Origin of the sequence: Ornithinibacillus jepli (genome assembly GCF_047228935.1) — a bacterium.
Classification (GTDB): domain Bacteria; phylum Bacillota; class Bacilli; order Bacillales; family Amphibacillaceae; genus Ornithinibacillus.
In genome coordinates, this window is the sequence record NZ_JBFEGG010000006.1 from 1 (window position 1) to 23,645 (window position 23,645).

Annotated in this window: 26 protein-coding genes and 1 pseudogene; 7 read left to right on the forward strand and 20 right to left on the reverse strand. The window is 36.7% G+C overall.

Annotated elements, in window-relative coordinates:
* Nucleotides 1-111 precede the first annotated feature (111 nt).
* On the reverse strand, nt 112-408 hold the full coding sequence (locus AB1K81_RS16520; protein WP_412977903.1) for an iron-sulfur cluster assembly accessory protein: 297 nt from the start codon (nt 406-408) through the stop codon (nt 112-114).
* 153 nt (nt 409-561) lie between these two features.
* Here AB1K81_RS16520 and AB1K81_RS16525 point away from each other — a divergent pair, with 153 nt between their 5' ends.
* Complete coding sequence (locus tag AB1K81_RS16525; protein WP_412977783.1) at nt 562-1,233, forward strand: GntR family transcriptional regulator; 672 nt, start codon at nt 562-564, stop codon at nt 1,231-1,233.
* Nucleotides 1,234-1,266: 33 nt separating this feature from the next.
* Here AB1K81_RS16525 and brnQ read toward each other — a convergent pair whose 3' ends face one another.
* The 8 genes from brnQ to AB1K81_RS16565 form a co-directional block, all read right to left on the reverse strand.
* On the reverse strand, nt 1,267-2,625 hold the full coding sequence (gene brnQ, locus AB1K81_RS16530; protein WP_412977784.1) for a branched-chain amino acid transport system II carrier protein: 1,359 nt from the start codon (nt 2,623-2,625) through the stop codon (nt 1,267-1,269).
* A 190-nt stretch (nt 2,626-2,815) separates the two neighbouring features.
* Nucleotides 2,816-3,538: an EcsC family protein gene (locus tag AB1K81_RS16535; protein WP_412977785.1), complete on the reverse strand. Its 723-nt coding sequence runs from the start codon at nt 3,536-3,538 to the stop codon at nt 2,816-2,818.
* Nucleotides 3,539-3,767: 229 nt separating this feature from the next.
* Nucleotides 3,768-4,892, reverse strand: coding sequence for a radical SAM/CxCxxxxC motif protein YfkAB (gene yfkAB / locus AB1K81_RS16540; protein ID WP_412977786.1), 1,125 nt, complete (start codon nt 4,890-4,892; stop codon nt 3,768-3,770).
* A gap of 270 nt (nt 4,893-5,162) precedes the next feature.
* Entirely contained in the window at nt 5,163-5,975 is an 813-nt protein-coding gene (locus AB1K81_RS16545) for a DUF4097 family beta strand repeat-containing protein (protein ID WP_412977787.1), read from the reverse strand.
* Complete coding sequence (locus AB1K81_RS16550) at nt 5,968-6,528, reverse strand: HAAS signaling domain-containing protein (protein WP_412977788.1); 561 nt, start codon at nt 6,526-6,528, stop codon at nt 5,968-5,970. Before AB1K81_RS16550 ends, AB1K81_RS16545 begins: the two co-directional genes overlap by 8 nt.
* Nucleotides 6,521-6,844: a PadR family transcriptional regulator gene (locus AB1K81_RS16555; protein ID WP_412977789.1), complete on the reverse strand. Its 324-nt coding sequence runs from the start codon at nt 6,842-6,844 to the stop codon at nt 6,521-6,523. The genes AB1K81_RS16550 and AB1K81_RS16555 overlap by 8 nt, the downstream gene beginning before the upstream one ends.
* A gap of 168 nt (nt 6,845-7,012) precedes the next feature.
* Nucleotides 7,013-7,525, reverse strand: coding sequence for a DUF2812 domain-containing protein (locus tag AB1K81_RS16560; protein WP_412977790.1), 513 nt, complete (start codon nt 7,523-7,525; stop codon nt 7,013-7,015).
* Between the two features lies 1 nt (nt 7,526).
* Nucleotides 7,527-7,862 carry a PadR family transcriptional regulator gene (locus AB1K81_RS16565; RefSeq protein WP_412977791.1) on the reverse strand — a complete coding sequence of 112 codons (336 nt, stop codon included), beginning with the start codon at nt 7,860-7,862 and terminating at the stop codon, nt 7,527-7,529.
* Between the two features lie 244 nt (nt 7,863-8,106).
* On the opposite strand from AB1K81_RS16565, the gene AB1K81_RS16570 reads away from it, so the two are divergent.
* Genes AB1K81_RS16570 through AB1K81_RS16580 form a run of 3 tightly spaced genes read left to right on the forward strand, consistent with a single transcriptional unit; the run spans nt 8,107 to nt 10,527 of the window.
* The gene (locus tag AB1K81_RS16570) at nt 8,107-8,862 is read left to right on the forward strand and encodes a GTP cyclohydrolase II (protein WP_412977792.1); all 756 of its coding nucleotides are present in this window, start codon (nt 8,107-8,109) and stop codon (nt 8,860-8,862) included.
* A complete protein-coding gene (ribD, locus tag AB1K81_RS16575; RefSeq protein WP_412977793.1) occupies nt 8,855-9,949 on the forward strand; it encodes a bifunctional diaminohydroxyphosphoribosylaminopyrimidine deaminase/5-amino-6-(5-phosphoribosylamino)uracil reductase RibD in 1,095 nt (364 codons plus the stop codon). Before AB1K81_RS16570 ends, ribD begins: the two co-directional genes overlap by 8 nt.
* A gap of 8 nt (nt 9,950-9,957) precedes the next feature.
* Nucleotides 9,958-10,527, forward strand: a complete 570-nt coding sequence (locus AB1K81_RS16580) for a 5' nucleotidase, NT5C type (protein WP_412977794.1) — start codon at nt 9,958-9,960, stop codon at nt 10,525-10,527.
* Nucleotides 10,528-10,556: 29 nt separating this feature from the next.
* Here the strand turns inward: AB1K81_RS16580 and AB1K81_RS16585 are convergent, their stop codons facing one another.
* On the reverse strand, nt 10,557-11,015 hold the full coding sequence (locus tag AB1K81_RS16585; RefSeq protein ID WP_412977795.1) for a MarR family winged helix-turn-helix transcriptional regulator: 459 nt from the start codon (nt 11,013-11,015) through the stop codon (nt 10,557-10,559).
* 271 nt (nt 11,016-11,286) lie between these two features.
* On the opposite strand from AB1K81_RS16585, the pseudogene AB1K81_RS16590 reads away from it, so the two are divergent.
* Nucleotides 11,287-12,525 (forward strand): annotated as a pseudogene (locus tag AB1K81_RS16590) (Mur ligase family protein); the annotation flags it as partial.
* 115 nt (nt 12,526-12,640) lie between these two features.
* Here AB1K81_RS16590 and AB1K81_RS16595 read toward each other — a convergent pair.
* From AB1K81_RS16595 to AB1K81_RS16620, 6 genes are all read right to left on the reverse strand, one after another.
* Entirely contained in the window at nt 12,641-13,087 is a 447-nt protein-coding gene (locus AB1K81_RS16595; RefSeq protein WP_412977796.1) for a GNAT family N-acetyltransferase, read from the reverse strand.
* Between the two features lie 30 nt (nt 13,088-13,117).
* Complete coding sequence (locus tag AB1K81_RS16600; RefSeq protein WP_412977797.1) at nt 13,118-13,471, reverse strand: DUF6176 family protein; 354 nt, start codon at nt 13,469-13,471, stop codon at nt 13,118-13,120.
* 1 nt (nt 13,472) lies between these two features.
* Nucleotides 13,473-14,234, reverse strand: a complete 762-nt coding sequence (locus AB1K81_RS16605) for a DUF2087 domain-containing protein (RefSeq protein WP_412977798.1) — start codon at nt 14,232-14,234, stop codon at nt 13,473-13,475.
* Nucleotides 14,235-14,400: 166 nt separating this feature from the next.
* Nucleotides 14,401-14,958 (reverse strand): cysteine hydrolase family protein, encoded by a 558-nt coding sequence (locus AB1K81_RS16610; RefSeq protein WP_412977799.1) that lies wholly within the window; start codon nt 14,956-14,958, stop codon nt 14,401-14,403.
* A gap of 446 nt (nt 14,959-15,404) precedes the next feature.
* Nucleotides 15,405-17,516, reverse strand: a complete 2,112-nt coding sequence (locus AB1K81_RS16615) for a heavy metal translocating P-type ATPase (protein ID WP_412977800.1) — start codon at nt 17,514-17,516, stop codon at nt 15,405-15,407.
* Nucleotides 17,503-17,892, reverse strand: coding sequence for an ArsR/SmtB family transcription factor (locus tag AB1K81_RS16620; protein WP_412977801.1), 390 nt, complete (start codon nt 17,890-17,892; stop codon nt 17,503-17,505). The genes AB1K81_RS16615 and AB1K81_RS16620 overlap by 14 nt, the downstream gene beginning before the upstream one ends.
* A 113-nt stretch (nt 17,893-18,005) precedes the next feature.
* Between AB1K81_RS16620 and AB1K81_RS16625 the strand changes: the two genes are divergently transcribed.
* Nucleotides 18,006-19,046 carry a flavin-containing monooxygenase gene (locus AB1K81_RS16625; RefSeq protein WP_412977802.1) on the forward strand — a complete coding sequence of 347 codons (1,041 nt, stop codon included), beginning with the start codon at nt 18,006-18,008 and terminating at the stop codon, nt 19,044-19,046.
* Nucleotides 19,047-19,502: 456 nt separating this feature from the next.
* Here AB1K81_RS16625 and AB1K81_RS16630 read toward each other — a convergent pair whose 3' ends face one another.
* From AB1K81_RS16630 to AB1K81_RS16645, 4 genes are all read right to left on the reverse strand, one after another.
* The gene (locus tag AB1K81_RS16630; RefSeq protein ID WP_412977803.1) at nt 19,503-20,255 is read right to left on the reverse strand and encodes a GNAT family N-acetyltransferase; all 753 of its coding nucleotides are present in this window, start codon (nt 20,253-20,255) and stop codon (nt 19,503-19,505) included.
* Nucleotides 20,256-20,273: 18 nt separating this feature from the next.
* Nucleotides 20,274-20,648 carry a VOC family protein gene (locus tag AB1K81_RS16635; protein ID WP_412977804.1) on the reverse strand — a complete coding sequence of 125 codons (375 nt, stop codon included), beginning with the start codon at nt 20,646-20,648 and terminating at the stop codon, nt 20,274-20,276.
* Between the two features lie 70 nt (nt 20,649-20,718).
* The gene (locus AB1K81_RS16640) at nt 20,719-21,663 is read right to left on the reverse strand and encodes a sigma-70 family RNA polymerase sigma factor (protein ID WP_412977805.1); all 945 of its coding nucleotides are present in this window, start codon (nt 21,661-21,663) and stop codon (nt 20,719-20,721) included.
* 72 nt (nt 21,664-21,735) lie between these two features.
* Entirely contained in the window at nt 21,736-22,338 is a 603-nt protein-coding gene (locus AB1K81_RS16645; RefSeq protein WP_412977806.1) for a class I SAM-dependent methyltransferase, read from the reverse strand.
* A 99-nt stretch (nt 22,339-22,437) separates the two neighbouring features.
* Between AB1K81_RS16645 and AB1K81_RS16650 the strand changes: the two genes are divergently transcribed.
* Nucleotides 22,438-23,601 carry an MFS transporter gene (locus tag AB1K81_RS16650; protein ID WP_412977807.1) on the forward strand — a complete coding sequence of 388 codons (1,164 nt, stop codon included), beginning with the start codon at nt 22,438-22,440 and terminating at the stop codon, nt 23,599-23,601.
* Nucleotides 23,602-23,645: the final 44 nt, after the last annotated feature.

A 23,645-nucleotide genomic window follows, 5' to 3' on the forward strand; every position in this document is an offset into this window, starting at 1 on the left:
GTGAGGCTTTTTTTGTCCCACGCTGAAAGCTTTCCAGAACCCCTCGCATAGCAAGGGGTTTTCAAAAACATTAAAAAAAGACAAGGACCCTATGTCCTTGCCTCTACTAAATTAATGATGATGTCCTTTTTTTGGATTCGTAATAACCAATTCCTCTTGCGGAACATGGAAGTATTGAATCCAAATACCGTCTAACCATTCATTATCTTTTTCCAAGATAATATCTATATCCTTGTCTGTTTTAACTACTTCATCATTTTCGGAAGGTGTGTCTAAACGGATATCATAATGAGCATGGTCGCCATGCAGATGTGTTACTAGAACACGGATCATTTTACCTTGCGCATCTTCTTTTTCTAGTAAGCTTTTTAAATATTTTGCTGCATTTCGATTTATTTTACATTGCATCATTAGTAGCCCCTTTTATTAAAATTTTCTTCTATATTGTTTCAGTTTTCGCGAAAAAACACAAATTAAACATCCTGAATACCTATGTGAATACTCATGCAAGCAGATTTCATGTATACTAGACATAGACAGTCTACAGAGGAGGGAAAAGTTATGCCGATACCTGCGAATCATTCTAAGCCTATCCGAACGACAGCTAAAGAGAGCGCATATAAACAGATCCTTCATTGGATTATTGATGGGACTTTATATCCCGGGGAAAAATTAAATGATACAGAACTCGCAGAAGCACTAGGTGTTAGTAGGACACCGGTACGAGAATCTTTACAACTGCTTGAATCGCAAGGACTTGTGAAAATGTATCCTGGCAAAGCTACTCAAGTAACTGAAGTAGAGAGAGAATCCATCAAAGATTTACTTCCACCATTAGCCGTACTACAAGCTTTATCTACAGAGCTTGCCATCGATCATATTACAGAGAGTACAATAGCTACGTTAAAAAGCATTAATCAGGATTTCGCTAACGCTCTTTATAACGAAGATTTCTATGCTGCCTTAAACATAGACGAGCAATTTCATCAAGTAATTGTAGATACTGCAGATAATCCTTACATTAGTAGTATCGTAGAAAATCTACAGGCACATGTTAGGAGGCTCTTTTTCCATAACTCCATTATCCTTTCCGAAAGCTCCATAGTAGTACATGACACGATTATTCAGTACATAGAAGATGGAGATAAAGAAAATGCATCCGCATTAATGAAACAAAATTGGCAAGATATATTAAAGGATTTCAAATTATCCGGTGCAGTCAGTCAAAAATAAAAGTCGGTATCCTTTTTAGGAAACCGACTTTTTCTATATGTTTACTGGCACGGAAGCTTTTCGCATTCTGCCTATAATCCCCGTTACCACCATCATAACTACAGCAGGAACTAACCAACCTAGCCCTTCATCGTAAAACGGCAGCCATTTTTCATATAAGGAAACTACCGGCCCGAAAAATCCATAGCCCTCTATACCAAGAGAAACATACAATGATTTTAACCCATCTATTATACTAATGAAGAATGTCACCGCAATGGTGGATACATACACGCTACGTGAATGGTTAAACAACGGCGATAAAAATGCCAACATCATCAAAACAATGGAAAGTGGATATAAAAACATTAAAACAGGTATGGAAAACATAATAATATTTGCTAATCCAAAATTGGCAATGATGAATGTGATGAAAGTAAAGAATGTAACAAGTACTTTATAACTAAACCTAGGCATCAACCGCTGGAAATATTCCGCACACGCCGTCATCAATCCGATATTCGTAGTTAAACAAGCTAAAATAATTACCAATCCAAGTAATACTGTCCCAAATGTTCCAAAGTAGTATTCTGCAGCACTGCTTAAAATTGGACCACCAGTATCAAAAAGCCCGAACTCTTCAACACTTACAGCTCCCAAATAAGCAATTCCGACATAAATTAGTCCTAACAGTGAAATCGCAATAATACCCGTTTTAAAGGTTGCAGATACGATTTCTTTTCGAGCTGTTACCCCAAATGCTTTAATAGCATTTATGACAATAATACCGAATACTAATGAGGCTAAGGCATCCATTGTGTTGTAGCCTTCTAAGAAGCCTGTCACAAAAGCTTTCCCTTGATACGTTCCTAAAGGTGGTTGAGCATTTCCCATCGGATTGATGAAAACCATGATTAAAAGAATCGCAAGTAACACTACAATACCAGGAGCTAATAGCTTCCCAACCCTATCCACGATTTTAGCAGGATTCAATGAGAACCAAAGCGATACCGCAAAAAAGACTAACGTAAATAAGAAAAGCGTCAGTGAGGAAGATCCGCCCTCTAAATGTGGAGCTATGGCAATATCAAATGCTACTGCCCCGGTTCTAGGTGCGGCAAAAAACGGACCGATTGTTAAATATAATATCGTTGTAAATAATAAGCCGTAAACAGGACTAACCCTACTCGCTAAATCACGAAGATCCTTACTCCCCGAGAACCCCATCGCTAAAATTCCTAACAGTGGTAATCCGACGCCAGTAAGCAAAAAGCCAATAGCAGCTGGCCATAAATTATCACCTGCAGCTTGTCCAAGTTGTGCCGGAAAAATTAAATTCCCTGCCCCAAAAAAGAGCGCAAAAAGCATAACGCCTATGATTAAATGTGAAGAATTCGGTAGCTTATCCTTCAATTCTATCTCTCCTTGTGTCAATTACATAATTATCATATTTCAACTTTTAAATATTTTATATGAAAACTCATCATACTATCTTCCTAAGTAATATGCAATATATTACATAGATTTTTTAGATAATTTTAACCTATTAAAATATAAAATAAAAGGCTGAACAAGAAAAGATATTTCATCTCCCCTGTTCAGCCTAATAATCCTTTGGTACTTCTGTTAAAACCCTTAAACGATAAGCATTCATTGCTGTCTCACCTAATTGATCTAGAAGATTATAATTGGCATAAGCTCCTACAATAGCTCCAAATCCTGGAATTAATTGTAGCATTTTCACCAAATCTATATAATCTCGATATTCTTGCTGAAAAACTCTCCAGTCCATATCGATTAGCTTTTCTTTCTGTTCATCCCAATTTTCAATGACAAATAACGTTTCCTTCTTTTTATCTTCACTAGAAAATGCTAACTGAAACACATGTAAAAGAAAAAGTCGCTCTTCGTACGCTTTCGTATCAAAACCATAAACAGCAGCTGATTCAAATAGAAATTTTATCTTTATCGATAATAATAATGGAAAATCAGCAAGCCCCAAGAATATACCACCTGCACCAGTTCCAGCACCTTCTACAGTTGCAGTCTTCCGATATGCAGAAAGTTTTTCTTTTAACAGTTCATCTCTCTCATATAATGACATGCCACTTTTCGGTTTCTTCGTCGTCATATCAGAGCCAACTAGAGTTGCTTTCACCATGTTCTTAATCGCTTCTGTCATAATATGATGAGCCTTTTCTGGAATCAGTCCATTTATTTTATTCTGAGCTTTTTTCCCCATCCGATTGACTAAACTCGGTGGTTTTAGCAGCTTCATCCGCCATTGTTGTAAATCCTGATAAACTTTCATTTCATATTCCTTCATCGTTTAAACCACACCAATCTATATGGTTTCATTACTCATACTTCCATTATACTTTACTAACATACGGAATACGAAGCGAATCTATTCAAGAAATTCACTCCCTAGGTCAACATAAATTAGTTTCCACTCCATGTGTTTCCTATTGTTCTTTCACTCTTGATTTGGTCAAAACGTAATATTAAAAAAGCAGTACAAGGTAAGCAAACAACTTGTACTACTTTAATGATATTTATAGATGAATATTTGCACTACGCTTTTGAAAATCAACATCCTTATAATAAGCATTTTTCACCAACAGGTTAGGGCCTAAACACTTTACTGCTGGACAATGGCAATTCAAGCTTTTCGCTGTCTTAGAGTCCATCCATTTGTTGAAGGCACTTTCCAGTGTTGTACCTTTAATATTGCCTAGAGATGGCTCTTCATCACCAAAATCAGTAACGATAATATCTCCAGTGAAAATATTGACATTGAGTCGCGACCTACCGTCTGGATCATTACGAACCGTTACATTCTTCTCCTTATATAAACGTTGGATTAAAGCCAATTCCTCAGGTGAAGAACTACACGCATAAAATGGCAATGTCCCGAATAACATCCAAACTTCCTGATTTCGATGGTTCAGTAATCTTGTAATTCCAGTTCGTATTTCATCTAGTGTTAACGTTTCGAGATTGCTAGCAAAATCCACTGGATACATAGGGTGGACCTCGTGACGCGCACACCCCATTTCAAGGATATGATCATGGATTTTTTCTAGGTATGGGAAGGTGCGTTTGTTCAACATCGTTTCCGCAGATACGATTACCCCTTGTTTAGATAAGGCTTGTGCGTTTTCTACCATTCTTGCAAAGTATTTTTTGCGGTTTTCTACTGATGGTTTACGCTCCATATGGGCAAAACCAACATCAGCAAATTCATCTTCCGTTCCCCAGTTATGTGAAATATGTAAAACATCTAAATACGGGATAATTTCTTCGTATCGTTCATAGGGCAAGGTTAAATTAGAATTAATTTGCGTCCGGATACCTCGTTCATGTGCATATTTCAGGAGTGGAATCACATAGTTTCGGACAGACTTTTTATTCATCATAGGCTCTCCACCAGTAATACTCATCGTCCGGAGGTGGGGAATCTCATCCAAGCGCTGGATTAATAGTTCAATAGGTAATGCATCTGGGTCATGATTCTGAAGCATATATCCAACTGCACAATGCGCACAACGCATATTGCACATGTATGTTGTCGTAAATTCCACATTAGATAGTGTCATTTTTCCATGTTCTTCTACATCATAGTAAGCTTCCCAAGGATCATACTTTGGAGTAATCTGTTTTAACTCGGTATTGTTCATGAAGAAACTCCTCTCAGGCTTTTCTGTTAATTAATTCCATATATCGTTTCAAGACGACTATTATTCTATCACGTTATCTTGGAAAGTACGAAAATAATTATGATGTCTAAACATGACAAATATCAGCTGTTTCGGATTTTATATCAGCACATCTACATTTTTATTAGTGTTTTTGCTAAGATATTAGCGGTTCTTTGCATTAAATCAGCGCATCCCACTAATATATCAGTGAAAAAGGGTAGAGACAAATTATCTCTACCCCTAACTTTATTATTTGCTCACTGTAATACTACCATTTACCGTTTTCAGTTTAATTTTATGCTTTCCGTCTCCAACAACTGCACTTCTTGAACTATCTCCAAATATGTCTACCTTCCCATTTACCACATCAACCTCTATGCTAGCATTAGTAGGCTCATTAGATGTTTGAATGTCAATTTTCCCATTAACAGATTCTAAGTTAATCGAACGATCTAAATCATTCGTAATCATTGTTGTTCTACCGTTAACAACCTCACTTATAATATCACCATCAACATGTGTAAGATTAACACCACCGTTTTCAGACGAAACCGTAGTCGTATTGGTTTTTAGCCCCTCTAATTCAACACGGCCATTGACTGTTTCAATGTCGACATTAGCAATTTCGATATCTTCCACATGAACTCTACCGTTAATCACATCAATACCTAGTTCGTCATACTGTTTTTCAGGTAAATAGATAATGACATTGGGACCTTTGAAGCTAAAATCTAAATCAACAGAGAGAAATTGTAGTCGCTTCTCCTTTACTTCTACTGAAAGCAAGTCACCCTCTTCTTCTACGTTGAACTTATACTTGTTTTTGTTAGTACCAGGTGCTGTAAATTCTACTGTAATTTCTTCATCTGTCGTTGGTAGGACATCTACTCTTGCATTGTCTGTTTCTATTTCAAACTTAGAGATACTTTGATTTTCCACAATCTTTGTTTCTTTCACGTCCTCATCGGATGCTCCGGCAGTTTGGTACGTGATCAAACTACCAACGACACCTAAAACGAATAGACAAGAAGCAATAATAATCAATAGTTTTTGCTTAGGCATTTTTAATTCCTCCTTTTACCATACGTACATTAAATTGAAGGTATCGAACAAAGCCTTTCATGAACCATTTTGTTACATAATACATTCCAATAATCACAAATATCCCTACTCCACTAAATGCAATTGTCAAGAAAAATTGATAGAATTCAAATATTTCTGGATAGATGGCGACATTGATTAAATACAAAATAGGATTTAATAAACAAGAGACCCCAACTGCCCAACCAGAGAATACAATTCCTGCAAGCGCGATAAATGGTCCTAATACAATGACTAGATTGAAAAAACCAAGTCCAATTACTGCCCAAACGGCACGTAATACATTCCCTGTAGTTGCAGTTTCCTGTACTTGTTCCAAACGGAAAGTCGCAACCAATTCCTTCGCTATTTGCTGAGGAGTTCCAAGTCCTTTTGCAATTTCCTCTTCCGTTTTTCCTTCACTAATACCAATTTCAAAATGCTCTCTAAAGTCTTGTAAAATATCTTCTCGCTCTGAAGAAGGCAGCCGCTTCAAAGCGTCATGCAAATTCGTTAAAAATTGTTCCTTATTCATATCCAACACCTTCCTTTATAAGTTCGTTCACCCCATCGGTGAACTTCTCCCAATCGGCAAGTAGCTCTTGTAAGTAAGCTCTACCTTCTTCTGTTAATGCGTAATACTTTCTAGACGGCCCCTCTGAAGACTCTTTTAAATAAGTAGTAAAATATCCTTCTTTGGTTAACCTTCTTAACAATGGATATACCGAGCCTTCTGAAATCGCAATCTGATCTGATATTTTCTGAACTAATTCATAACCGTATCGATCTTGTTTATCTAAAAGAACGAGCACACAAAGCTCCAGCACACCTTTTTTAAACTGTACGTTCAAATCTTCCACCTCAATTTTGCTACTATATATTATATAGTACCTATTTATAATTAATTCCTACAGCTATAATTTAACATACACTACTGTTCAATGCAAGGTACTATTATAAAAAAATACTAAAAAAATAAAAGCTAGGCTTCTCCCTAGCTTTTATAGTCTAATCCCTTACTACTTTTTCCTATAAAAATTAATCCTTTTATTAAACATATAAAACATATATAGATACAACACACTTACAACCACGTCTAACCCAACTACTAGATACTGAATCCAATAACCTTTCCAGGTAACTACTATGCCGATCTGGGATACAAGGAAAAGGAAGAAAATGAGTAAATAAAAGCCTAGCATTCTTCTATATGAATCTTGAATCGACTCATTATCGGAGTACAGTTTTCGAACATTGGTATTTGCAGCATCTGTACGAAAATAGTGGAAGATCCCGATGGAATCAGATACATATTCCCACCCTGCATCTTCATATAACTGAAAATAATCCTTCTTTGCATTCTGGCGAAAATCGATTTGGTACACATAAGATTTAGTTGGATCCTCTTCAAATTCATACCATACGAATTTTTGCTTTTTAAAATGTAATCCTTTTTGAGACATTTCTGTTAACCACTGTTCTTCCTTTTCAATGTTAAACGAAAGTGATAACCTAAATTTTTTAATTGCCATTTTACTGCCCCTCCATCTCTTCAATTATTCCCTTTGAATTCTCCACTAGCGATTTCAGTCTTTTATACTCTAACTGTAAAACTACCTTACCTAAATCGGTTAACTGATAATACTTCCTACGCTCATCATCTTGTACGATGGTCTTCATAATCACTTCTTGTTTTTCTAATTTACTTAACGCGCCGTACAACGTCCCCGGTCCCATGGTTACTTCACCTTTACTTACTTCTTCAACATCCTGCATAATTCCATATCCATGACGGACTTCCCTTAAAGATAGAAGAATGTAATAAGTAGCCTGGGATAAAGGCAAAAACGATTCCGCTTGCTTCACCATAGTTCACCACCCATTTTATATCACTACTCGATGTATCAACACCCGATATATCGTATGTCGATATAATAACACGGATATTATTTTCTTGCAATAATGTTTTTCAATTTTTTTATAAAACACAATCCACTTTCATGCTTCTTCATAATTTACTAATAAAAGATTAATTATTTCGAGTTTCGAGAAAGATAAATTGAAGCGATGATGATTTTTCATTATACTAGTGGCAGTGAAAGGGGTATGTACCATGGAACAAACAAAATTAGAATCAAAAGTAATGTCCATATTAAAAGATAAAATACAAACGATATCTACAGATGAGGGTGCGATTTATTTAGTAGGGCCAATCCGCCTTCCTGTTAATTTATATGGAGAGACGGTTGAATTTAAATGGTATTGCTGGTTAAATTCAAGCGAGGTAACCGATGATTACCAAACAATTATAGATAATCTATCTTCACAAAACTTAGCAGACCTCCAACAATCTAGTGTCTTAGTTTACGGAGACTTCGAAAATGACGATGATGCATTAATCCGGATGCATTCGATTTGTCATACTGGGGATATCTTCGGAAGTAAACGTTGTGATTGTGGCTTCCAATTGAAGGAATCCATGCATAAGATTACCGAGCATGGAACAGGGGCAATTTTTTATCTTGCTAATCACGAAGGGCGTGGTATCGGATTATTTTCCAAAGCAATGGCTTATATTTTACAAGAAAATGGTCTTGATACCGTTCAGGCTAACGAAGCACTTGGGTTTGTAAATGACTCTAGAAATTACGATGATGCAATCCGTGTTCTAAAGCGTTTGCGCACAAAACCAGTCACCCTTATTACGAACAATCCATTAAAGCTTGAAGCGATGGAAAAGGCCGGATTAACGTTAACAGGGCGTGTTCCACTTTGGGGGGATGTGTCAGAATACAACGAGCGCTATTTAAATACGAAGGTTGAAAAATCTGGTCACATGCGCGAGGAAGGATCCTGCTCCAATGAGTAATCATGAATTTTATATGGGGCTAGCCTTGCAGAACGCGAAAGCGATGAAAGGACAAACCGATCCGAATCCACTTGTAGGATCTGTTATTGTAAATGATAATCGTATCGTTGGTGTAGGTGCCCATCTAAAGGCTGGAGAGCCTCATGCAGAAATTCACGCTTTACGCATGGCAGGTGATAAAGCAAAGGGTGGGACAATTTATGTCACCTTAGAGCCATGCTCTCACCACGGCAGAACTGGCCCATGTGCGGAGGCTATCGTCCAAGCGGGAATCAAAAAAGTTATTATCGCCACTCTTGATCCAAACCCAATCGTTGCAGGAAATGGTGTAAAAATCCTAATAGACGCAGGAATTGAAGTTGTCACAGGAATATTAGAACAAGAATCCATTAAAATGAACGAAGTCTTTAATAAATTTATAGTAGAGAAAAAGCCATTTGTGACACTAAAAGCTGGAACATCATTAGACGGAAAAGTAGCAACCCACACCTTTAGTAGTAAATGGATTACATCAGAAGAAGCAAGACTAGATGTTCATCAGCTTCGAAGTGAAAATATGGCCATTCTGGTTGGGATTAATACCGTGCTAGAAGATAATCCTTCATTAACAGCAAGAATTCCAAATGGTCGTAATCCTGTTCGAGTCGTTATGGATTCTACCTTAAAGATTCCTTTAGATGCTAATGTTGTAAATGACAATGAAGCAGAAACATGGATTTTCACTAGTAAACAACATGATGAAAAGAAGAAGCTTCAGCTGGAAGAAAGAGACATACGTGTGTTTGTAACATCAAGAGAGAATACTGTTAACCCAACAGAAGTCGTAGAAACTCTAGGTGAACATTTAGTCTCTTCGTTATTCATTGAGGGCGGAGGTAATATTCACGCTTCCTTCTTAGAACATCAATTAGTGGATAAAGTCGTCCTTTATTTCGCTCCAAAGTTAGTTGGTGGTAAAAACGCTCCATCCTTCTTAGAAGGTACTGGAATTACTCACATGCAAGATGCTGTTGAATTAATCGATACAGACATCCAAAAGATCGGCAAAGACTTTAAGTTTACTGGATATCCAGTTTATAAAAATTGAGGGATTACATGAGATTTGGTTTTGATATAGATGATACGTTAATTAATTTGCGCGAGCACGCATTTCATATTTATAAGAAGAAACTTAACAAGAACATTCCACTAGAAGAATTTCATGCTTTAAATCGGGTTGAAATACATGAACCTTTTGGTTTAAGTGATGAAGAAGGTAGCAACATGTGGAATAGCTCCCTTGAGGATATCTATTACACGGATTGCCCACCCTATAAAGGGGCGGTTGAAGTTTTAAATAAACTAGTCCAGCTTGGTCATGAAATCTTCTACATTACCGCAAGACCGAAAAATCATGGGGAGCGGACAAAGGACTGGATGAAAAAACAAGGCTTCCCTGTTATAGATGACCACTTTTTCTATGGCATGCAAGACCATGAGAAGATCCATATTATTAAAGATCTTCAACTAAATTATTATGTTGACGACAAACCCGATATTCTAGATACATTAACTAATGAACCAATCGAATTATATTTAAGAGATCAGCCTTATAATCAAGACGTTACATTTAATCGGATTTTAGACTGGGAAGAGTTTATGGAGAAAATAAAGCTGAACGAATAAAGGTATTGCTACACTTTAGCAATACCTTTTTATTCTAGGCTATTAGCATAAAGACCCAATTTTTTAATTAAATCAGTCGCTGTTTTCTTTTCTTCCACAGATAATCCACCCATAATTTCACTTATCGCTGCCGCATGCTGCGGGAAGATCTCGTCCATCAGTTGCTTACCCGAGTCCGAAATTACAGCAAACGTTACCCTTCTATCTGTAGGGCAAGCTTTACGAGTTAAGTAATGTTTCTCTTCTAATTTATCCACAACATATGTAATACTACTGCTAGCAAGCAAAACCTTTTGGCCAATTTTTTGTATTGGTTGTTCGCCCTTGTGATATAACAATTCCAGTACGCCAAACTCCGTTAAATTTAATCCATACCCCTTCACATTCTGGGTAATTTGTTTCTCAATCGCCTGAATTGCTCTAGTTAGTACAACAAAAAGTTTCAGTGAAGTTTCTTGATCTTCACTAAAATGATTCATATTAACCATGAATATCAATCCTTTTACTTATTGTATTGAAGTTTAATTTAGTATATCGTAAAGTATTATGATTTTCTATTATAATAGGGTAGATTTAACTATTTTTTCCATTCATGAAGGTTAATTGAAACCCACATCCTAAGAATACTATGATTCGGACTCAGGTTGAAGTACATCTAAGAGGAGCCCATCCATAAATGAAAATTGGAGATTTTTTAAAAACACTAAACGTAAAATTAGATAAACATATAGAAGATATACATGTAAAAGGAATGGCCATGATTATATTTCTGACGCCATTCAAAATGGTGCGGTACTTATTATTGGCGAGCAAGAATTAAACATATCAGACGTGCCTTATATAAGGGTTGAAAATAGCCGGAAAGCATTAGGTATCATTTCTAAGCACTACTATCATGATCCGTCAAAAGGTAAAATCATGATTGGGATTACTGGTACTAATGGCAAAACAACGACTAGTTATTTAATCCAGCATATAGTAGAAAAATGCGGGAAAACTTGTTCCATGATTGGAACGATACAAAATTCGATTAACGGAAGAACCTTACCTAGCTTTATTACAACACCAAATGCTCTCATGATAAATAGACTACTTGCCGAGAGTACGGATGACGTTGTTGTAATGGAGGTTTCCTCTCATGGGTTAGACCAATGTCGTGTGGAGGGAATCGAATTCGATATAGGGATTTTTACTAACCTATATCATGAACATTTAGATTATCATCAAACGATGGAAGAATATTTCCAGGCAAAGCTACTACTATTTGATCATTTAAAAGAGAATGGTATAGCAATTACAAATACGGATAACAGTTGGGGAGAAAAGTTAAAAGACATCTTAACCCATCATGGAATTTCAACATTTTCAATTGGAGAATCCGCTGAAAACGATGTGCAACTGATTGATTACTCTGTTAAAAATGCGATTGTGACGGTACAGGAAAAAGAAACAACCTTTGAGGTTATCTGTCCAATACCAGGTATTCATAACATGTATAATACGATGATGGCTTATTTAACAACAAGACATATTAATCTATCACGCGAGTCCATCCAGCAAGCATTAACGTCATTTACTGGAGTAAATGGGCGTTTCGAAACATATAAACACGATAACTTACCAACTGTTGTGGTGGATTATGCTCATACACCAGATGCGATATTCCATTGCATTGCCTCCGCTAAAACGTATGGTGCAAAACGAATTTTCCATGTGTTTGGATTTAGAGGTGGACGTGATAAATCCAAACGGCCAGAAATGATTGAAACGATGGAAGAAGTCAATCGGAAATTTGGTAACCAGAAAGGTAGCGTCATCCCAGATCGTACCATGGCTATTCAAAAGGCTATTAAAATGGCTAGTGATGAGGATTGGGTTATTATTACCGGGAAAGGCCATGAAAGCTATAAACACGATTTCGAATTAGCTACTAACTCTGATAAGGAAACGGTGCAATATATATTGAATCAGCTGAAGGAACAGACGATTGTGAATTAATGGTCTTTCAAATTAGCCAGAATAAAGGCTCAGATTAAATTCTGAGCCTTTATTTGACATCAAACTTTAATACCACTTATCAAACTAACCCCTTGTCTATGACCGTCAGTTCAATCTATTTAATCGTATACTTAAATATAAGTTCTCCATTTGGATCCCTGTCATTTATGAACTTAAATCCAATACTTTTGTATAAATTATAGGCTGCTTCATTCTCTTCAATAATACTTAAATATATAGTATTAACTCCATATTCTTTTGAAACGATATTAATAAGTTTTAACATTGCTTTTCTACCAAAGCCTTTACCTTGATATTTTTCATCTATCATGATTCTATCGATCCACGTATCCTTATTTACCCCAAAGGAACCGTACATAGCAAATCCGATAATTTCCTCATCATGATATATAGCCACAGGATGCCATTCTTCATAAGTTTCAGCTTCTTGTAAACATTCTTCTACGGATTCAATATAGTTTTCTTGGCCAGCTTTTAATTTTATATTTTTAACAATAGCTTCATTCGTATTATCAATATCTCTAAAATACAATTCTCCCATGTTTTCCTTTTACCTCTCAATTCATAACAGTTAATGCCTACTAACCATAGTACTTCTAACCTTCTCTGGTATCATTACCACTTCTACAGAAATGTCTACTGGTCGAAAGGTTTTATCGATACATTCTTCCCAATATTCCAAGTGCTTTTTATCAATCCAATGAGTAGATTCTTCGACATCCTGACCGCCTTCACCACTTACCGAATACCAATACAAATATTCCTTTCCGTTGAGGACCTCCCTAAGTATCGTTTCCACGTACATCTTCTCTCCCTCTAACGTAACAAGAACATCCTCCATATTGTCGTTTAAAAACTTCATCCATTCATCCACTTTTTCTGTTTTACCATCTACTACTCTGAATCTCGTTAATTCCACATTCATATTAATGTTTCACCCAGTATTCTGTACAATCTTTACTACGGCCCAAGAAACCGTATTCAATCAAATATCTTCTAATAGTTGCAAAGTCCGAATAAATCGACTTTAAAATTTCATTAACTTCCTTTTCCGTATAAATTTTAGTCAATTCAAATCGATTCATTATATTTTGTAGAACAATTAATTTCCGCTTTTCTTTACTTGGGAAAGAATCTAATTTACCTTCCAAACCTTCTTTAAAATACGTAGTTAATATCTTTTGTTTTTCCTCTTCAGTTATCGCATAACGATCATCCACCATTTTCGCCCCCTTATGAAAACTAACAAAGTTATCATATTCCTTTTCATCAGAATTCTTGTTTAAAAGTCCCATTATGGCAAGGAACACCTTCGCTTGTTTTTCCTTTTCTTTCAGCTTAAATCGATGACTTCTAATGGTTGATGGACTCCCACCATTTTGTTCTTTAATAATTTCTTTATCACTTAACCCTTTTTTAAAGTGATGTAGTAATTCTTTTTGGTGAGTGGATAACCCAGTGTATTTTTTGTCTAGGCAAAGCAAATATTCAAACACAGAACCATGACTAATCTCTATATGTTGCACTACAGCTTTTTTCGCTTCGTATAGGACTCCATCCATCGGATATATAATTCCATCTACAAAGCTTTCCCCACAAAGAAGACATATGTATGCATCATTTGCACAAGTGTATCCTGCTGTAAGTTCTTCAACTGTAGCACTCCAAAATCGCTCTTCGATTCCCATTTATAAACAAAACACCCTTTCGTCTAACTATATATAAACATATTACAATATCGTTTATATATTAATCAATCAAAAGGGCGTTAACCCATTTTGGATTAACACCCGTATGTATTTAACTAATCAATATTTAGTTAATGTCCTCAATCAATTAAATTGGAACATAATCTTACCTATATGAATCATGTGTTGGCATAAATAAGTCTTCCTCTGTATTTCTTACCATAGAAAAGTGCTCAACATTGTAATGCCCATGTAAGGTTCTGTTATGATGCTTTATAATTTGCTCCGCAGGTAACACATTGCTATCTGTTGTGGAATGCCCGTCACCTACTAACGTGACATCAAAACCATTAATGGTGGCAGTTCTAACTGCACTATCTACACAGTGCTGGGTTGCACATCCCATAATCACAATGTGCCCAATTTCTAGGGACTTCAAATGCTCTAGAAGCCCTGTCCCGTGAAAGGCATTAGTTGCCGATTTATCAAATACTTTTGAATCAGAAGGTGTATGAATTTCTTCATGAACTTGAAATCCTTTCCCTTCACCACCAGCAACATCCAAATCTCTAACAAATACTACTGGAACATTAGACTCCATCGCTTTTTCAATCACTACATTAATGTTTTTAATTAGTTGGTCTTTATTATAAACTGCACTTTCTTGTTCATTCCCATCAATTAATTCTTGCTGGGCGTCAATGATTAATAACGTTTGCTTCAAATAATTTTCCCCTTCCAAATTTGGGAAACAGCTCTATTTAATTTAACGTACTCCCCTTCGTGATTATTACGGCAATACTTACAGTTTTGTTTATCATAATATCAACCCCCTTAAACGCGATTGGCTCTAAAATTAAAAGTTTTAATTTTTTAGACAAGTACATCATACTATATAATTACCTCTTATGATACACTATTTTATTAAAATTCAGAAAAAAGCACTCGTTTTGGGACAATCATTCCCTTAAATCCTTTCATGATGAGAAACCGACATACCTGAGTAAATGGCTTAATCGGATATTCGTCGATTCATAAAAGCTAATATCCCCCTCCGCATTGGTCACCTTTTCAGACATTTAAAATAGCTCTTCAACGTTTTTCTATTAAACAAAAAAGCATACCAATATATTAATTGGTATGCTTCTCATAAAGTTCCTCTACCCCTCTCTATACTGCACCTTTCTTAATAAGTCGCATTGAATTCAGCACCACAATAAGTGTTGCTCCCATATCCGCAAAAATTGCAATCCACAATGTCAGCCATCCAGGAATAACTAATAGCAGTGCTAATACTTTTAACGCAAGGGCAAAGGAGATATTTTGTTTAATGATTGTTAAAGTTTTTCTGCTTAGAGAAATCATATAAGGCAATTTCTCTAGGTCATCTGCCATTAATGCAATATCAGCCGTTTCCAGTGCTACATCCGTTCCAGCGCCACCCATCGCTATTCCGACATTGGCAGTTGCAAGAGCAGGTGCGTCATTAATACCATCACCAACCATCGCCACATGACCATGCTTTGCTTTTAAGCCATTAATAATCGTCAATTTATCTTCCGGTAATAATTCCGCTTTTACTTCAGATAGTCCAAGACTCGAACCAATTGCCACGCCAGTTGATTGGTTATCACCAGTCAGCATAACGGTTTGTTTAATACCTAATTTATGGAGCTTCTGAATAATCGACTTACTAGACTTGCGAATTTGATCGGCTACTGCGATTAGACCAAGCAATTCATGATTAGTCCCTAACAACATTACCGTTTTTCCTTCTATTTGTAACTGGTTAATTCTATCTTGTGCCTCATTATCTATCGTTAGCATTTCTGAAAATAATGCTGGATTACCAATGAAATATTCTTCACCTTGTACGGTAGCTTTTGCCCCTTTACCTGTATAGGATAAAAAATTCTCTGCTTGATATTCTATAGCTTGAAGGCGGATTGCTTTCCTCTTTATAGCTGTAGCGAGTGGATGCTGAGAATACTCTTCGATAGCAGTAGCTATACTAACCATCTCCGTTTCACTTTTATCCGCAAAGGTTACAATATCTGTTACTTCTGGTTTCCCTTCCGTTAATGTTCCTGTTTTATCAAAGGCAATTGTCTCAAGACGCCCCGCTTCCTCAAGATGAATGCCACCCTTAATCAGAACACCATTTCTAGCCGCATTTCCGATTGCGGTTACAATAGCTACCGGAGTTGATACGACTAATGCACAAGGACAACCAACCACCAATACCGCTAAACCACTATAAATCCAATTGTTCCAATCCCCGCCGAAGAACAACGGTGGAATAACGGCAACTAGGAAAGAAATGATCATAATGGCAGGTGTATAATATTTAGCAAATTTATCCACGAATTGCTGGGATGGCGCTTTTTCTGCTTGCGCTTCCTCCACTAAATGGATGATTTTCGCAATCGTCGTATCTTCCACTCGTTTTGTGACCCGAACTTCTAATGATCCCTCTTCATTTATTGTTCCAGCAAATACTTCATCACCGCTCGTCTTATGAACAGGGATTGACTCTCCTGTAATAGCTGCTTGATTAACAGAGGATTGACCTGTTAAAACCTTCCCGTCCATCGCTATCTTTTGCCCAGGTTTAATGACTAGAACGTCACCGATTTGCACATCTTCTACATCTATTTCCATCGTTTGGTTGCCACGTCGAATGGTAGCTCGTTTCGGTGCAATATCCATCAGTGACTTTATAGATTGTCGCGCCTTATCCATCGAATAACTCTCAAGCGCTTCACTTAAAGCAAATAAGAAGACAACAACTGCACCTTCAGCCCATTCTCCAATGATAGCTGCCCCGATAATGGCAATCGTCATTAACGTCTTCATATCAAATTGTAGCTTCGTTAAATTTTTCACTCCTACTTTAAATAAAGGTAGTCCACCAACGACAATGGCTATTAAGAATGCCCCAATTGTAACAGGGTGACTTTCACTTAAACTGAAGTATAATACATACCCAATAATGGTGAATAATAGCGAAATGCTAGTCGTTATATTTTCACGTTTTTTCCAAAAGGGTTCCTTCTTAACTGGCTCTCTACTCCGCTCTGGAAGAACTTTAATTCCATCAAAAGCCCCTGCAGCTTCTAACTGTTCAACAGATACTAAACCTTGTACCGTTAACTTAGCTGCCCCAAAGTTCAGCTGGACATCATCGACGGTTTCAATATCCCGTATATTTTTTTCAAACTTTGCTGCGCAATTCGTACAAGATAGCCCTTGTAACCGGTAGACTTGTTTATTTCCCTCCAACTCCAACACCTTCTTTCGAGTGTTCCATAGCAATCGATACTAATTGGTGCACATGTTCATCCTTTAACGAATAGAACACTAATTTTCCTTCTTTACGATATTTTGCTAGACCCATATTACGTAATAGCCTTAAATGGTGCGATGCCGTGGCCGTTGTAGAACCGATTATATTCGCTACATCGCATACACATAGTTCATTTTCAATTGTTAACGAATAGGCAATTTTTAACCGCGTTAGATCAGATAATGCTTTAAAAATCATCTCTACCCCAATCACTTCATCTATCTGTGGCTTAATTCGATTAACCTTTTCCTCATCAAAACAAAACGTCTCACACGTATCTCTATTATTCTTCTTAACTGCTGATTCTACCATTTTATCGCCTCATTCAAATATTCATTTGATTATAATAATATTGTATGATATAACAGAAAATAATGTCAATAATATTCAAATGAATATTTGAATGTTTATGGAGGGGAATTAGGATGTATAATACAATTATTGTCGGAGCAGGGCAGGCGGGGCTATCTACTGGATATTATCTTGCTAAACAAACAGATAATTTCCTTATTCTTGAAAAAGGAAATGAAGTTGGACTAGCATGGAAGGAACGCTATGACTCTTTAATTCTATTTACTTCTAAACAATTTAGTTCCTTGCCTGGTTTAAAAATAGACGGTAAACCTAATACGCTTCCAACTAAAGAGGAGATTTATCATTACCTAAAACGTTATGCGTTGAATTTTTCCTTACCAATTAAACTGAATACGGAAGTTTCAAAGATTGAGAAGACCGGAGAACATTATTCCGTTTTTACAAACGGAAATACATATATTACTAAAAATGTGATTATTCCTACTGGCCCTTTTCATCACCCCAATATCCCTTCCTTTGTCAAAAACTTATCACCAGATGTACTGCAACTACATTCGTCAGAATATAAAAATCCAAATCAATTAAAAGAGGGGAATGTACTGGTGGTAGGTGGTGGTAATAGTGGTGCTCAAATAGCGGTTGAGCTCGCAGAAACAAGAGAGACATTCATATCCATTAGTCAGAAACTCAAATATATGCCACTAACTATCGGCGAAAGAAGTATATTTTGGTGGTTTGATAAAACGGGAATTTTAAAGGCAAGTACGAACTCATGGCTAGGCCAAAAAATACAATCAAAAAGGGACCCTATTTTCGGATATGAATTAAAAGATGCCATTTCTAAAAATAAGATTAAAGTAGTGGATCGAGTCATCGATTCTAAGAATAAATCGCTCCTATTCAAAAACAATCGTGCACTAGAAATTCAAAACATTATTTGGGCTACAGGTTTTAAACCCAATTATCGCATAGTAAACAATATCCATGGCTTACTAGACCGTAGTGGAAGACCGATACATGATAGAGGTGTTACAAATAGTGAAGGACTATTATTCATCGGTTTACCATGGCAATCTAGAAGAGGTTCTGCTTTACTTGAAGGGGTAGGCTACGATGCCGAATATTTAATGAAGTATATAAGAAGAGGCTGAGACAAAAGTTTTTTAGTCAAATGAATAACCGAATGTAGTGCACCTACGACGCACTGGAAATATACTGCACTTTCACTTCCAGCACAAGCGCGACATCTGCTCGAAAAGACCTCGAAGTGTCTTCTTTGCACCTCACAGTACAAGTGCGACATCTGCTCGAAAAGACCTCGAAGTGTCTTCTTTGCACCTCACAGTACAAGTGCGACATCAGCTCGAAAGAACCTCGCTGTGTCTTCTTTGCCGCGGGGGGCTGGTGAGCCAGGCTGCTACTTGAATAATCTTCTCTGTAGCCTTGCACCGAGGAAACCTGCTGCGTAGCAATACTAGCAGACGCAGGTGCATACTCGGGGTCTCACCGATGCCTTTCCTCCCGCTGGAGTCTCCGTATATTTCCGGTGCTAGTATGGTGAATCATTCGGCTTTACTTCTGTACAATTTTGTTATGTCCCAGCCTCTCTACTTAAAAATTTTCAGTGCTTCTATCTGAAAACCTAAATACGTATAATTTTGTTTTTGATACATCTCTTTAGGGGTATCTTCCCCGTCCGCTATTAAAATTACCAATCTATCACGAAAAGCATCCATGACAAAGCGTTGCAATCTACTGCCTATTCCCTTCCGCTGATAGGACTCTTTTACAAATAAATTATCAATTTCAGCAGTAGTGTCCTTTAGAATAACATCCACCGCTCCAACAGCAGTATCCTTATCAAACGCAATAATTTGAACTACCTTTTCATTATGAAAATTTTCATGAAGTAGTAACTTCTTTGTTTTCGCATAGTTTTCACCGAACAGTAAGTCCTGCTCATACTGTAGAGCTACATATTCGTCAAAAGTGCTAGCATTAACCTCTTCCACATGAATATCCGGATTTATGGACACCTTAGGAAAATCAATTGGATTTATCGCATACAACTCATTAGTCCCGGTTACATATTTCTGGTCTTGTAAATATCGTAGAAGGTCATCTGTCAGCTTTTCATCCTGTGGGAATTGAAATTTCACATGTTCTTGTCCATTTTTCTGGTGATACTTCCTCAGAAAAGCTTCAGCACCTTTAAACTCTTCTAATGTAGGCATGCGCTTAAACGCTATAAAATTACTGTCATATCGAATGAGCATCTCTGGATAATGATAATGCTTATATAACGCATTCTCCTCTATGACATGGCCAATCGTATCAATGTTTTCAAATGTTACCTTCATATAAATCACCTATTTCCTTTATCCTGTACACACCATAATGACATTCCTATCAGGATCACGAACAGTAAAAAACGAAAAATCTTCAAATCTAGTTATTTCCGATGCAACATCATAGTCTAGTTGTCTTATATATTGATATGCTTGATCAATGTCCTCTGTATGGAAATTAAATAATGGGTAATCTAATTCCCCAATTGTTTTCCTAACACTTTCCGGTCCAGCATCTAAAGTAATCCCAACTTCCTGATTAACAGGTATGTTATAAACCGGCCTTGAAACAGTAGATAAATCATAGGATTGTCCAAGCAACTCACTATACCATTTTACCGAACGTTTCAAATCAGTTACGTGGATAAAAATGGTATTTACTTTGTTTTGAATTGGGCTAGTCATCATATCACTCTCCTAATTATTTCTATTCACTATAAATAACGAGGAAAAGCGAGAAAACCTTACAGCTAATTTAAAAAATATGATAAAAATATGCTGCATTTAATTTAACGCCTAATGCATTTGCCACTAATTTCATTAAATCATACGAGAAACAATAAAACTTCCAGTTAACAATTTTATCCTCATAAAATTCCACATCATGGACATTACTCAAATACAGGTCTCCATTTGCTTTCTTCTCTAATTCTATGAGGACCTGTCTTCCCCAAAGTTCTATATACATAGGTTCGATTATATGTTGTCCATCCACAATTTCCTTCCAGTCCTTCAATGAATTTCTCTTAACTTCATCAATACCAATCTCTAAGCCCGAATGAACGATATCCATTGTTACATGATCATCTAGTAATGAGGCAATAAGCTCCGGATCCTTCTTACGAAAACCATCCAATAAAGTATCTATCACCTCGTTAGTCTTGATCTGATTGGCATGACTTGGATTAGGCGATATTCCATTATTTTTCTTTAGCATATTTCGAGATCTACTAAGCCCAGTAAAAATTGCTCCTTCAGTAGATCCTACAATACTCGCAATTTCTTTCGCCTTATAACCAAAACCATCAGCCAGAATTAAACTAACATACTGTATAGGTGAAAGTTCCTGAATTAGTAGCTCCAGATTTTCGTAGAGTAAATAATCGAATTTAGATTTATCCTCTTCCACAAAGAATTCCTTTAGCGGCAACTGTTGGACTTTTCTTTTACGATTTTGATCTATCCATTGATTAGTAGCAATCTTAAATAAATATGCTTTTGTATCAACTGGCTGAAACAGTTTTGCTAAGATGGATAAAGACTTAATTAACGTTTCCTGTACTAAATCCTCAGCATCCCATGGCGAGCCCGTTAATCGATAACAGTATCTCCATAAATCTGTTCGAAAAGGTTCTATTTTCTTTTTGTATTCCCTTTCAATATTCCTTATTTCATCACTTAATTGATTTAAATCCTTCATGTCTTAAAGCTCCCCAAAAAATAATCCGTTTTTACCTTATTCGCCAACATCTTGCAAAAACCTTCCTAACCTTCAATATTTCAAACGATAAATTAAAAATCGCTCATTAGGATTCTTTTCATACAGTAATTCGATTTCTTGTTCTAATTGAAAATTCGTCTGATTCTCCAGGTAGAAGATATATTCCTTCGAAGGATAATACAAAATAATATCCACTTCCCTGGGGTCCGCCTCAACAGATAGTAGGATACTATTAATGGTACGTTGAAAAATATGTACAGAAAACGGGTTAAAAAAGTAGAAACGATTATCCCCTTTTTTAATCTCATAGTCTTCTGCCAAGCAATAGGCGAACTCCACTTTGTCTGTTGGTATCTTTATCTTTTTACGATAGTTTTCCAGGTTATCTAAAGCCCTTTTATAGAAAGCCTCATTCATTTCAATTCCAGTTACCCTCGCATGAAAGTGGTAATGAATGAAGAAATTTAACCTACCTAATCCACAGCCAAAATCGATAAATTGATCGGTACTCTTCACCTCATATTGGTCAAAAAGAACCTCTAATGCTTGATATGGCGTTGGTTCATACGGATAGTAGTGCTTGATGTGATTATTTGCAACGCGTTTACCATTGGTATGGATATTAAGGAGCTTATCATAGTAGTACTCTTTCATTTCACCATTCTCCCTGCTCGTTTATATGGTAATCTTACGCTTGTTTTCATCACCTAGCAAGTTTACTATTAGTAATGGAGCTTAGAAAGGACGGACAGAATGGACAAACGTGTATATTTCTTAATGATCGTATCGTTTATCGTCGGAATGGTTGAATTAATTATAAGTGGTTTATTAGATTTAATAGCGGAAGATTTACATGTCTCGATTGGAGCAGCAGGGTTTTTAGTTACGATTTTTTCTCTAATCTTTGCTATTGCTTCACCGATTTTATTGTTTATGACGGCAAAAATGGAGCGAAAGAAGTTAACCTTAATCTTCCTTATTCTCTTCTTAATAGGAAATATCATATCTGTATTTAGCCCAACGTATAGTATCCTACTAGTTGGTCGTATCATTACAGCACTAAGTGGGGCTTTACTTATAATTCTTTGCCTTGTGATGGCACCTAGGATCGTGGAGCCTAAATATCGTGGACGAGCAATTGGCATTGTCTCGATGGGAGTTAGTGGCTCACTTGTACTTGGGGTACCAGTTGGGTTATTGCTCGGAGAAACATTTAGCTGGCGAGCACCTTTCATTTGTATCGCAATCCTGACAGCACTTTCTATTATTGGGGTTTATTTCTGGATGGATAAGGTGAAGCCAAGCCCAGCAGTTCCATTAAAAATCCAGCTAGCTACGCTTAAAAGCAGAAAAATACTGTTTGCCCACATCACGACTTTCTTATATATGTCAGGGCACTCTGTACTTTATACGTATTTAAAACCATTTGTTCAAGAAACAATAGACTTAAGTGCTGCATGGATCAGCATCCTTTTTCTTATCTTCGGAATTGCAGCTGTCAGTGGTGGTGGAATTGGTGGAACCCTTGCCGATATACTAGGAACGAAACGAACGGTCGTATCATCTATTATCCTATTTAGTATTGCGATCATCGCAATTCCTTTTACAACCGGTATATTACCAATTTTCTTTATCACGCTAATCATTTGGGGGATTATGAGCTGGGCAATTTCGCCTGCCATGCAAAGTTACTTAATTGACAGTTCACCTGAAACAGGAGAGATTCAACAGAGCTTGAGTAATTCCGCCTTACATTTTGGTATTGCCTTTGGCGCCTTTGTTGGGGGGCTAATAATTGGGCAAACCTCTTCGAACGCAAATGCTTTTATTGGCGGATTATTAATCTTAATTTCATTAGGTACGATGTTCATTTCGATAAAAGCAAAAAACGAACATGCCTCAACTACAGCCGGATAGGCAACGTTCACAATCATGATACCTTCTAACATATACTATCGTAT